Raw genomic sequence first — 12,120 nt, 5'->3', positions numbered from 1 at the left:
GGCTGGTTGCCCGGCCTGCTATTGTTGGTGAAACGTGATCTGGAAACTTCCGGAATAAGAGCCGGGCGGGTTGGCCGCGACGGACCCGACCTCAATGGTGCCCCCGGCGTAAATCAGGTGGATATCGTCACAGCCTTTGTTGGATGTAAACAAACCGTTTCCTCCGTCAATTACGACTGTCCCGATTCGGAGAGGCCCGATATGCAGTTGTAAGGTACCACCCGACATCCCGGTTATTGTTACTTCCGTGGGATAAGTAAGAGTAACAGTACGTCCCGGGCAAAGTTTAAATTCGAATATCGCCTGTTGGGCGACGGTCCCCATGTTCAGCAAAACCACGTCACCGGTAGCCGTGCGGGTACCATCGTAATCCACGGTCACCGTCCCTCCCGATGAACCGCGGGCCATCGTCAGGTCGCCGAAATTCAGCTCCTGCACTGCCCTGACGGTGGCGGTGCGCTGAGGTAACTCCGGGGCCGTATTTTGCCCGGCCAACCTGATGCTTATACAGCATAAACAGGCCAGCAAACAATAAATAAATCTCATCTTCCTCCCTTTCAGTAGTCTATTCTTCCGGTAACAGGTATTCTGCCCGGGCAAACTCTTTGCCGCCGTCTTCCTTGGGGCTCAGGTAACGGACCAGCAGCTTGCCGTTGGTGAGCCTGATTCCTTTTTTGGGACGGATGGCCATCGAAAAACTCCGCCTGTCCAACTCGGTATATACGCCTATGCCGTTGGCGATACCTACTTCTTCGGTTTTGCCGTTATCGGGCACAAAATCTACTTTCAGGCTGCCATACGATGATTTTTCGCCGGAACGGTTGATCACAACATTCAGTCGGTAGGTAGAATCATTCCGCGTTTCCAGGCCAAGGTCCGAAAGGCTGAGTTGCAGGCCGAGGTCGCCGGTGCGGACAATCACCGGGATGCTGATCCCGAAGATTGGGGTGAGCCGGACTTCCAGGCGGGTCGAGTCCCGGTCGGCAGCCTCCATGCCCAAAGGGGTGCTTTGTTTGTCGGCCCTGAAATACAGGTGCGAACGGTATTCGCCGTCTTTCAAGCCCGAAGGTTTGCGGAACTGGAGCATAATGACCTGCGACTCGCCCGGGGCCAGGGACACCCGCCTCGGGAAGATCCGCAGGTAGGGATCAGCGCGGTTGATCGATGAACCGTCTTCTTCAACCTGTTTAAAACTGCCATCGGGCTGCATCCGGTAATTCAGGAAAGAAACCAGGTAAACAGCGGTGTCTTTGCCGATGTTGTTGATGTTCAGGTTTTCGCGTTGCTGGCGTCCTTCAAAGACCACCCGGGTTGGGGTGATCAGCAAATCGCCCTGGGCAAAAACGCCCGAAAAAAAAGCCAGAAACAGCAGCGTCAGATTAGTCTTTTTTGTCATGACAAATAGATTTACAAATTTATATTTGGAAGTATGATGCATTTAATTGTACACGAAAATCAGTTCGTAAATCACGGTCGTGATACCGGAAGGCATTCCTGTCCGTTTTCCGATATGCAAGCTGGCCCCGATGTTCACTTCCATTATCCCGTCGGTATCTACCGGTTGTCCGCCCGGAGGGATGCTTGATGAGAAGCGTATATCCCCGGCCTCCCGGCTGGTTCCATGGATGATCATTTTAATTGCCTCAGGGGGTAGTAAAATGGAAACCAGGCTGTTCGGTGCACCGGAGAGAACAAATTTTCCTGCATGAAACTGATTATCTATTGAAACGATGCTTCCCATGATGATTCGTTCATTCAGAGGAGAGACTTCGACAATTCCGTTTCCAAAACGGGTGGCGATCTTACCGATTCTCAAAGGTTCCTTTTCCACGGCCGTCACAGGGACCACAAACCTGGCGCCAATGCCGGCTGAAATACTGGTTTGCCCGTTGGCAGAAACGGCTATGACGGCAAACGCCATCATAGCCATCAGGGTAACCACTTGTATGGTACCATCTTTTATTATCATTCGTTACCATTAGAATTAATGGAAAAAAAATTGCCGGTTTTTCAGTCAAAATCATTCATAGGCAACCGTCACATTGAAACTTCCCTGGTAAAGCCCGGGTGGTTGATTAGCCGATACAGACAAGGTTGCACCTACATAAAAATCAGCAGCGCCGCTTGCATCCAGGGCCGGGGTATCTCCGGCTGAATGGCTGAAACCATTAACATTCATCAAATGTGTGGTAGCACCGTCATTATAGCTTATAGTCACCGTTTCGTCATCAGGCAGCGCGATGGAATAAGTTGCCGCAATATCTCCCGATACCGTAAAATAGGCCCGCGTATAAGTCGGCGTCTGATCCAAAAGCGTTACTCCCCCGGTAGCGCTCCGTTCTTCTCCGGTAGCGGGGACCATACAAGCGCCTGATGAATTAGTTGAAACCATCGTTCCGAAATGCAGATCGGTAACTTTTGTCAGTTCAATGGCTGTCAAAATTCTGGCGCTGGCTGTCGCTTCTTCCGTCGAAGTATTTTGCCCTAAAAGATGGACAGGTAAAATAACGCCTATTGCTATAAAAAACAGAAGAAAATACTTTCTCATAAATATACAAAGACTATCTGGAGCAGGTTTAGTTGTAGGCAACGGTTACTTCAAAATCTCCTGTATATGAACCTGATGGCTGGTTTTCTCCGATGTTCAAGGTAGCCCCAACGTAAAAATCTCCGTCCCCGCTACCATCCAGTGTTGGAGTGCCGGCTATGGAATGAGTAAAACCGGTTATATTCATTGTGTTGGCTCCGGCATTAATTTCCACATTCACTGAAGGCAAAGTAATGGTATAAGTTGCGCTAGGTTCAGCGTTCTCGATTTTGAAATGAGCCGCAGAATGAGGAGTACCTTGTGTTAACAAAACAACTCCTTCTCCATCAGTAACCTCTCTATCCGCGTCTGCCGCTGCTGTAACTTCAACTTTTGCCTCAGTTGCTGACACTGTCATGCTACCAAAGTGCAAATTTGCATCCTTCGTTAGATTAATGCCCGTTAAGATATCTGCCCCGGCACTTGCAGTCGCAGAAGCTTCATTCTGCCCCATAACATTTCCCGGCAATACAGCGATCGCTGCGATTGCCATAACTAAAAGAAATTTTTTCATCATAATCGCAATTTTTCAGAAATTAATTGATTTATAATTTTTTAGATTCGTAAAACGTCCCTTTTTTACGAATTTTACGAGGCCAAAGTAAATGAAGTCTATTTAAAGGATAACTTGACAAAAGTCAAGAAATCACAAATCATTACTATTTTTCAATAAAAGGGGGGTTACCTTCGGACAGGGGAGTTAAAAAACCACTTTGTAACTTGATCTTAGACCGGAAGAACGGATGGTAACCACGAATACGCCCCGTACATTCATCGGCCATCTGATCAATTGTTTTCCAGGTAGTGTCTGCCTGCGGACAATTCTTCCGCTCATATCTGTCAATTGTATTTCAACCGTCCCTTCCAATTTGCCAAGGTCAATAAACAGTTCGCTACCTGAAATATAAACTTTTGCTTCAGCAGTATTCTTTACCGGGGCCGCACCAAAACAGATCACAAACCGCCCGGGAGGGTCTGTTTTTGCGGCGGTGAAAGAATAACTGCCGGAAATGTCAAAACGATGTGTTAAACCGGCCAATTGGTCTACCAGAAAAACAGGGCCAAACGTAAGTTCATCGTAGGAACATTGCAGGTTGTAGTTTCCGGTTATCCCTGCCTTAAAAGCAAGCAGCGCCGAACTGTTTTCAACGGTATCAGTCAGGTAACGAATTGTGTAACTTCCATCGTCAGAAGGCAGGTAAAGGCCCGGGGCAGTTTCAACGGGGCTAAAGAGCTTTATGGCCCCGTTTTCGTTCGCCGCATGTCCAAATTCAAATTTCACTTCATCGCTCCCTGCTCCTGTGAGAGATTGTACTGTCAGGCGGATCGTATTGCCTGAATGATTTATCCCGGCGCTTTTCAACCATTTTCCGGCCTCATTATGTACGCGTGCGTTGTTGTTAAATCCAAACGTACCGGACGAAACGGTCCGAACAAAAAATCCCTGCATGGGAGCAATGTAACGCGAAACATGGTTTGTTCCGTTATCGTCGGTATCAGCCGAATTGAAGACACCGTAATTGTTGGCAGTAGAGCTCCACACCCAAATATCGTAACCCCCTCCGTTATTATAAAGCATGTTACGAACAAAGCCGTTTTCTTCTTTCCAGTCGATACTGGAAGGATAGGGATTTCCCAACAGGTTGAACCCTTTATAATTTCCGGTCGCACTTGCAGTTACAGAACGGGAAACAGCGCCATTGCCAAGAAATCCGGTAAACTCTTTTGTTGGCGCCAGTTCCTGCACGGCATAAAGATAACCCCGACCCGGCACAAAATAGGACTGCCCGTGTACTCCCGGCCAGGTAGGGCTTACCGTGGTATTGAGGTGATAAACCCAGCAAGAGGCCGCCTCATCCCAAATATAAAGATCATAACCGGTACCGTCGCCATAAGTGCCGGAAGGCGTCCAACTGCCCGAGATTGACTGGGCAGTGACCGGAGCAGAAAGAAAGTGCCAGTCTTCGGCATCACCGCCAATATAACGTTTAACAGTTCCCGAAACCTGATCTGTCTGATGGATTAATGATCCGGTTCCTTCGGTGGTGGACCCGATCACTAATCCCGCGTTTCCTTCGAAGTTTTGTATGCTGTAATCCACACTTAAGTTGCCGGTGGCGCCAATGGTTAATGAAGCGCCTTGTCTGATCTCAAGTTCAGCTACCTGGTTCGCGGAAGAAGATATCAACGGGTTGTTTGGAGTTACCGGGATAACAACCTGTGCATCAACCGGAGGTAAGCTGTTTTTTAACCAGTTGCCGGGCTTATCCCAGTCAGAATCGATCGTTCCGCCCCATTGCCAAAGTTTCTCGGGCGTTGTTGAAACAAACCGCTTTTTATGATTGGCACTGACCGAATAGCTGTCCATATCTTTCACATTGTTTACAATCAGGTAATAACTAACATTCTCCACGATATTAAAACCCAGAGTTAGGGTGATCTCGTGATTGCCTGCACCCCCACGGATTGGATTTGAAGGATAATCCACGATCGCTCCCACCTCATTTTCAACGCGGTAATTGGATGCTGTTTGCGAGGAAACCGGATCGAGCGTTTCTGAAAAAACAGCCGTAATGGAATTGGGGACATTGATGTTGATGGCAATAATATAAGGACGGTTGGTATCGACATACGGATCGCCGGAAACATCGCCCACTACATTGAGGGTGAGCCCCGGATCAACATCAAATTCGCCGCCGTTTTCCACAGCCATATCATTTAAAACCAGCACATTCTGACTGGATTGAACATTTGAACTGTCTTCGATAACCAGGTTATAAAACGTGATCAGCGCATTTGTCCCTGTGATAACCTGGTTTCCGTCGCCGTCAAAAATAAAAGTACTGGTTCCCGGGTTAAACGTCCCGCTGTTATTAAATGTATCGCCGCTGAAATAAATGGTACTGCCCCCTGCATTAATCAGCCCCCCGGTGTTGGCAATGGTCACATTGCCTTCGAAAACGATGTTTCCTTCATCGGCATCCAATCTGCCGTTGTTTTGAAAAACAGCATCGCCGCTCACTGTAAAGTTCCCGTCGCCAACATCTATATTGCCGTTTTGCTGGAAAATACTATTGCCTTCGACCCTGATTGTTCCGTTGCAGGTAATTTTTAACAGGGACGTATTGCTGATGGTGACATCATCCTTAAAAATCAGGATGCCATTGTGAATATCAGTTACCGCATCCCCTTGCGAATTAGTTGATTTATAAAATGTAATGACGGCATCGCCGCCATACAGACGGCCATTGTTTTCGACATAGGAGGGAGAATAGAAATCGATGGTACCGCCCGATAAGACCGGAGGATCAGAAGCATCAGACGAGCATTCCGACGGATAGTTTTCAGGAGAGGAAGGCGCCATGTAAAAACGCCCTCCGCTACGGATGGTCACTTTATGCTGGTTGTTTGACAGATCTCCGTCAAAAACAAAATTACCCCTTCCCCCGTCAACGAAGCCGTAAATATCGGTTTGTCCGAACACAGTGATCTCTCCTTCCGTCACCTTAAACAGTTTTCCGGTTGAAAGCTGAAGCCCGTTTCCGAGATTCACGTTTCCGCCATCAATCCGAAGTTCTCCATTTAGCTGGAGCCTGTCATATGTCACGTTTAAGGCGCCAGCGTTTGCGATCTGTATCTGCACGTTGGTATATCCGGTATTAATCCTCCGCTGTCCTCCCCCATTCCCGTCGAACTGCAGGACACCGTTATCCAATAACAGTTGCCCGTTATTATTGATGTCAAACCGTTCGGTAACCATCAGAACAGCCCCGTTGGTAACGGTTAGTTCGCCGCCGGAGGACCACTCGCTCAGATTGATCCGGTATACGGTTACATCTTGGGTGATGATCGGGTACGGATAAGAAGAAACAGGGCGGATATTCACCGTAGAACCGGAACCGGGAATGGTTTGGGGATCCCAGTTTCCGGCCACATGCCAGCTGTTACTGACGTTTCCGGTCCAGGTTTGCCCGCTTAAATTTGTAACCAATAAAAACCAAAATATAACAAACAGGATTGCCGAACGGATAGATGAGCCCGAATTATTTAAAAATTCACACATAAAGGAATTTTTACATATGCAATAAAAACAAGATTCACCTAAGTTACTTTAAATCCAGGCCCGTTTTTAACGCTCTTTTCTCGAAAAGATACCGGAAAGGCGCCTGATCGGAAACAGCCCAGCCGTCTCTTACTTTCGCCCTTACCCGGCTGATTGTTTCCGGTGAAGTCCCAAGATAATCTGCCAGAAATACCGAAGGAATATACCTGATCAGATATGGATGTCTTTTGTGCAAAAAGAGATATTGCTCGGTCACCGTAAAAAAACGCATGATGGAACGTTCTTCCATCATCCTGAACCAACGGGAAACAATAAACCTTTCAATCTCGTGAATCACACTGTTTTTCTCTTTCCGGATATCCCATCCATCCAAATTGACTGACAATACCTTTGCATCAGTTAATAATTGTACAGATACCGAAGATGGTTCATTCATAAAAAGGGAGGGGTAAACACCAAACAAGTCATCGTCAAAAATGAAATCCTGCGTGATCTTTATTTCCCCTTTTTGAAAAAAGACATGGGCAATACCCGACTTAAAATACCAGATACACGAAGAAACTTCACCTGTACGAACCAGGTAAGTCCCTTTAGGCAGCCTGCGTTTTTTAATCTTTCGACGAACCCCGGCAGGAAGTTTCATCCTGAGTTCTGACATAAATCTTCGAAAATTCCGGTTTGTATTCTTCATAACATGGTCATGACAGAGGTTTCATTCTCTGAATTGATGTGGAAACACCAGGGTTTAGATGATTGGGATGTAAAACGACTGCCAGCTGCTTAACACAACACGGGTTTCAACCCGCTTTTTCCTTTTCCAGGTCTTCAACCTTCTTTTTTAATAAGGCATTCTCGCCTGCAAGATGTTTGATCATTTCAAGCATATGGATGTATGACCGGGACGTGTTTTCTTCATTTCTTTCATGACCACCATCTTCTTTCATTTTTCCCTGGCCAATGATGAGCCATAGGACAGACACCTCCGGGTACGCGGCGATAAACTTTGCCATAACATCTTCCGAAATCCCGGTTCTGCTCTCAAGAGTTCCTCTTGAAATACCGGTTTTTGCATAAAAGTCTCTCTTGCTGATGCCAAGAGTTTCTATAAACTGCAAAATTCTTTGTTTTATTGGCGATATTTTTTGCTTTTCCCCTTGCACTTGGCGAAATCTTTTGTATTTTTGTCTGTATAACAGAAAAGAAATGGCCAAACTCTTATGTTATAACTCGATGTCGTTTAATTAAGTCAAAAATAGTGTAAATATTGACACGCAAAAATACAAGCTCATCGACCTCATGTAGCTTCAGGGATGAAACAGGCACATTGGGAGGAGATGTGTATGTCTCAACCCGGGCAAGTATTAATGATTTTTTTCAGTAGAGTCCCAATAAATAAAAACTCAGACTTCGGGTAAAGCGAATATAAAGCTACGCCAGGCAACCAATAGACAGCCACGACCGAAAGAATCTAAAGGCGGAAGTATCCTGGAAATTACAGACGATGGTTACAGGTTACGTTAAGTTTCGGGTAGCGATCGAGATGCTGATCCGGCAGTTGCCGGATCAGCATCTCGTCCCGTATCAACAGATTCCGAAATAAGTTCGAAATGACCTCTGTCGGAGATTACTTGAACCTCAATGCAGCTAATCCTCAAACCCCCAACTTTCCGGTTTGATCCGGGTCGGGGGTTTGAGGATTGCAAAACAAAAAAAATTATTTTACAACAAAACTAACTCTGCGGGCCAACTGACGAGCCTGTGAAGAATCTTTGTTCACGCTGGTATCTTCGCCTTTACCAACTGCATTTAATCTTGAACCGTCAATTCCTGATTCAACCAATACTTTCACGGCTGCATCAGCGCGTCGTTGAGAAAGTTTCTGGTTGTAATCTTCCGGTCCAATCTCGTCGGCATAACCCAGAACATCCAGTTTCGCGCCCGGGTTCTTCTGCAGGTAAGTGCGGATAAAACCTAGAGTAGAAGCATTGGCGCCTTTAACCACGCTGCTGTTAAAGTCGAAGTAAATATTGGCATACCCGTCGTTAACCAGCTTCTTTACAAATTCATCGTAGTTTCCTGCGCCTGATCCTTTATCGCCCAAAGCGGCAATTCTTTTGCTCAGCCCTTCAACATCGCCCTGTGTTTTGGCAAGATCCCTGGCTTTGGCCGATTCGTCTTCAACGGCTTTCACCCTTGAATCCAATGCTGAAACCCGCGAATTAAGCGCGTTGTACTTTTCGTCGCCACGCAGGTACCAGTCGGCGTGTGTTTTGTTTTTACCCAGGTAAATTGAAAGACCTACTGTTCCGTTAAAAACAGTTCCCAGGTTTTTATTATTTCCTGGTCCGTTACCATTAAATGAATTATCCTGACGGATATTAAAAAAAGCGCTTCCGTCGAGGTTCAGGGCAACGCGGGGTGACAATTTCACCTGAGCGGTAAGACCGCCGATGACATTGCCAACGTAGTCATCTACATCAGATGCCAGGTCGTAATCCATCTTCCCAAGACCAAAACCTCCGTGGGCCAGTAAGTTAAATGTTTTGGTCCAGTTCTCGAATTGCAAAACGCGACCAACATTCATCACGCCCTGCAAATCCAGACGGTATTCACTCGTTTGGAAATCAAGGCTGCTCTTTGCTTCGGAAAATTGGTTGTAACCAAAGCCGAATTTCAGACCAAAAAACTCGTTAATCATGTAGCGTAATCCAATTTCTGTTGCCAAAAAATCGGGTGTCGCTGCATAATAACCTGCATCAAAATTGCGATACGGCTTGGTTAAGCCAATACCGGCATCAACCGACCATTGATTAAAAACGGTCCCGTTTTGCATCCCGCTTTGGGCAAGGCCCTCCAGGGTCATCAATCCGGCAATTGCCAGAAAAACAAACTTCTTTTTCATTACGTTAACTTTTAAGCGGTGAATTAATAATCAAAAGATCCCTCCTTGAGTTTGTGGTAAATTTCGCCCCAGGATGGTATCCCGCCATAGTTGCGGTCGTCAATATAAATATCAGCCACTATTTTCCGGCTTAAATTTTCGCCAAAGATTTCCTCCGGATAATTTTTATTCACGGCAAAAAATTCAAGACCTCTTTCATGGCAGAATTTAATTGCTTCCTCCAATTCTTTACCATACCTCGAAGTCCAAAGAATCAGACGAAACCCATCATTCTGAAGCATTTTCAGCGTTTGTATTGCAAAGGGAATCTCCTTCCCTATTTTTGGATACTTATGTTCGACAATTGTGCCGTCAAAGTCGACAGCAATCATTATTTTTCGCGCCTTGTTTTCTCCTGATCTTAACATGTTTATCGTTTTTTAACGTTCATCATCTCCACAACACAGGCCTCTTGCATGTTTTATAAAAAATCCCTGTAATAAAAGTCTTCCACATCAGCCAGACGGGGATAATGTTTATCCGCTTCGGCCAACACGATGTATTTTTCCGGCACCCTCCAGTTGATATTCACCACCGGATCGTTCCAGCAAAAACCTCTTTTCCCGATGTTTGAACCAATGTTATCACTTTTAATCATGATAAAAGCCGACTTGCTCAGGACGATGTAACCAAGTGCAAATCCTTTTGACACCAGTAACTGGTAGTGATCTTGCCCGGTTAAGATGACAGAAACATACTGTCCGTAGGTCGGCGCCCCGATCCTGATGTCGACCGCGACCTGCAGTACCATTCCTTTTAATACGCTAACCAGTTGCAGTTGCGTGTAGGGAGGTTTCTGATAAGCCGGACCGGTTAACATGCCAAACTTATAATACTGGATGGTATCGAGCATAAAGGTGGTATCGCCAATAAACCCGGAAAAGTTTAGCGCCGAAAACAATTCGATCGTATACCCATGACCGCATGTGACCACCGGTGGCTGGATAATCAGAATTTCCGGGATATGTGTTCTGATAAGTTTCATTTTTCCGGACATTTAAACATTCAGAAGACGACTCCGGGTATTCTATTCTGCTTCTTCGTGCGTTAAAAGAATTTCATCCGTGAGGTCTACAACTTCCAGGGCGTCCTTGCTTAACAGTTCCTGTCGTTCAGAAACGGATAAACATTCGAGTGCATCGGCTTCAGACATTCCGTTCCGTATTTTCTCCTGAATTCCCGTTGGCAGCAAGTGTTTTTTCAAACGAACACCTGAAACGCAATAGGCTAACACGCCCCCGTTTGAACCATCAATATGATAGCCAACTTCTTTTTTCCACTTTAAGTTAAAGTCTGCTTCCACTTCTGCATCAAGATATTTCACATCGGCATCGATATTGAATCCCACCGTACCTCCCTGGCTTCCGCTAAACTGGAGATAATACTTGTCGGCATATACCAACCCCCTGACAACATACACTTTTGAAGAAATCTGGCCGTTGGCATAGCGCTCCAACAGTTCCTGCCTGAACGAGATAAAATTTTTAATACTCTGTTGCCGCATCCCTTGAATTTTAAGAAACATCTGTTTATCAGAGGAAAACTGAACAACAATCCCGGCTTCGTCTAATTTAAAATACTCTGAAAAGATCGCTTCACCCCGGAACTTTGCCGTGAGGCTTACACTTGAGTCTGAGGTGATATTTTTACTGGTCTTTCTCCCTTCTACCAGTTCCGTATTAACCGGGTCAAATACAGAACTGTCAATGATTGGCAGAATGTCATGTTTCGATAATAAAATATCGCCAATCGACAGGGTGTTGTCTCCCGTCGTTAAGGGAATGTAGTTTCTCCCGTAAAGTTTGGCCATCTGTTTTCTTAAAAGTTTGGCCTGTTTTCGGTTCAATCCACTCATCGCATTTAGTTTAATTGGTTATCAATTCGGAAAATCTATTTACCGGCCCCAAAAGGTTCAGGCGATTAAAGCCGCGTTAATCTCGAAATCGGACTTACCCGGGAATTCCATTAGTTCGGGCTGTATTTTTTCAACCAGTTTCTGTATCTGCACATCACTGCTGTAATACATTAATGAGGGATACCCCATCGGATTATGAATGCGCAGGAGGTTATGCTGCTCATCTTTGATATGAAAAGGGCGAATGCCCATCGTCGAATTTGCATCAATCGAAATACCGGTCAAATGATAAAATAACTTTTCGAATTTATTGGATAACAATTGTTTCATAAAGTCGATTCTCGCGAGGTACAATTTCTTTTTTATAAAGTGTAATTGAATCACCAGGTGGGTCTCCTCAAATTGAAAATCAATAAAAGAGACCTGGTAAGGCAAACCCGCTTCGTCTGAGAAATCATATTCGGCTGAAATATTCAATCTTTTACGTTGGCGGGAAATTTCTTTCAGGTTGGCTCCCAGCTTAATGCCATACGGACAAAACTCTTCGTCCAAAATTATTTTTTGAACTTCCATCCAGGAGTGATTGATCAGGTCGTCTACTCGCCCGAATGCTTTTTTTAACAACATCGGATAAATTGAATCAGTTAGGATTGATTTCATGGTTTATTTTTTTG

Annotated in this window: 13 protein-coding genes; all 13 read right to left on the bottom strand. The window is 45.5% G+C overall.

The features are described from left to right. Positions 1 to 18: 18 nt before the first annotated feature. The 13 genes from AC6H3C_RS09375 to AC6H3C_RS09315 all read right to left on the bottom strand — a co-directional run bounded on the left by AC6H3C_RS09375 (position 19) and on the right by AC6H3C_RS09315 (position 12,106). Positions 19 to 546, bottom strand: a complete 528-nt coding sequence (locus AC6H3C_RS09375) for a DUF4402 domain-containing protein (protein WP_497520510.1) — start codon at positions 544 to 546, stop codon at positions 19 to 21. Between the two features lie 19 nt (positions 547 to 565). Continuing rightward, positions 566 to 1,396, bottom strand: a complete 831-nt coding sequence (locus AC6H3C_RS09370; RefSeq protein ID WP_497520509.1) for a fimbrial biogenesis chaperone — start codon at positions 1,394 to 1,396, stop codon at positions 566 to 568. Between the two features lie 42 nt (positions 1,397 to 1,438). Beyond that, entirely contained in the window at positions 1,439 to 1,969 is a 531-nt protein-coding gene (locus AC6H3C_RS09365) for a DUF4402 domain-containing protein (RefSeq protein WP_497520508.1), read from the bottom strand. Positions 1,970 to 2,020: 51 nt separating this feature from the next. After that, positions 2,021 to 2,548 (bottom strand): DUF4402 domain-containing protein, encoded by a 528-nt coding sequence (locus AC6H3C_RS09360; RefSeq protein WP_497520507.1) that lies wholly within the window; start codon positions 2,546 to 2,548, stop codon positions 2,021 to 2,023. A gap of 28 nt (positions 2,549 to 2,576) precedes the next feature. Further along, the gene (locus AC6H3C_RS09355) at positions 2,577 to 3,104 is read right to left on the bottom strand and encodes a DUF4402 domain-containing protein (protein WP_497520506.1); all 528 of its coding nucleotides are present in this window, start codon (positions 3,102 to 3,104) and stop codon (positions 2,577 to 2,579) included. A 183-nt stretch (positions 3,105 to 3,287) separates the two neighbouring features. Continuing rightward, positions 3,288 to 6,650 (bottom strand): DUF8693 domain-containing protein, encoded by a 3,363-nt coding sequence (locus tag AC6H3C_RS09350; protein WP_497520505.1) that lies wholly within the window; start codon positions 6,648 to 6,650, stop codon positions 3,288 to 3,290. Between the two features lie 43 nt (positions 6,651 to 6,693). After that, positions 6,694 to 7,308: a Crp/Fnr family transcriptional regulator gene (locus AC6H3C_RS09345; protein WP_497520504.1), complete on the bottom strand. Its 615-nt coding sequence runs from the start codon at positions 7,306 to 7,308 to the stop codon at positions 6,694 to 6,696. Positions 7,309 to 7,447: 139 nt separating this feature from the next. After that, complete coding sequence (locus AC6H3C_RS09340) at positions 7,448 to 7,765, bottom strand: hypothetical protein (protein WP_497520503.1); 318 nt, start codon at positions 7,763 to 7,765, stop codon at positions 7,448 to 7,450. A 599-nt stretch (positions 7,766 to 8,364) separates the two neighbouring features. Next, positions 8,365 to 9,552 (bottom strand): OmpA family protein, encoded by a 1,188-nt coding sequence (locus AC6H3C_RS09335; RefSeq protein ID WP_497520502.1) that lies wholly within the window; start codon positions 9,550 to 9,552, stop codon positions 8,365 to 8,367. A gap of 23 nt (positions 9,553 to 9,575) precedes the next feature. Further along, complete coding sequence (locus AC6H3C_RS09330; RefSeq protein ID WP_497520501.1) at positions 9,576 to 9,959, bottom strand: BT0820 family HAD-type phosphatase; 384 nt, start codon at positions 9,957 to 9,959, stop codon at positions 9,576 to 9,578. 53 nt (positions 9,960 to 10,012) lie between these two features. Beyond that, positions 10,013 to 10,576 (bottom strand): dTDP-4-dehydrorhamnose 3,5-epimerase family protein, encoded by a 564-nt coding sequence (locus tag AC6H3C_RS09325; RefSeq protein ID WP_497520500.1) that lies wholly within the window; start codon positions 10,574 to 10,576, stop codon positions 10,013 to 10,015. 42 nt (positions 10,577 to 10,618) lie between these two features. Then, a complete protein-coding gene (locus AC6H3C_RS09320; RefSeq protein ID WP_497520499.1) occupies positions 10,619 to 11,446 on the bottom strand; it encodes a hypothetical protein in 828 nt (275 codons plus the stop codon). Positions 11,447 to 11,503: 57 nt separating this feature from the next. Then, positions 11,504 to 12,106, bottom strand: a complete 603-nt coding sequence (locus AC6H3C_RS09315) for a hypothetical protein (RefSeq protein ID WP_497520498.1) — start codon at positions 12,104 to 12,106, stop codon at positions 11,504 to 11,506. Positions 12,107 to 12,120 lie beyond the last annotated feature (14 nt).

It is taken from the genome of Gaoshiqia sp. US2 (assembly GCF_059705485.1).
This window is presented reverse-complemented; position numbering and strand designations above follow the sequence as displayed.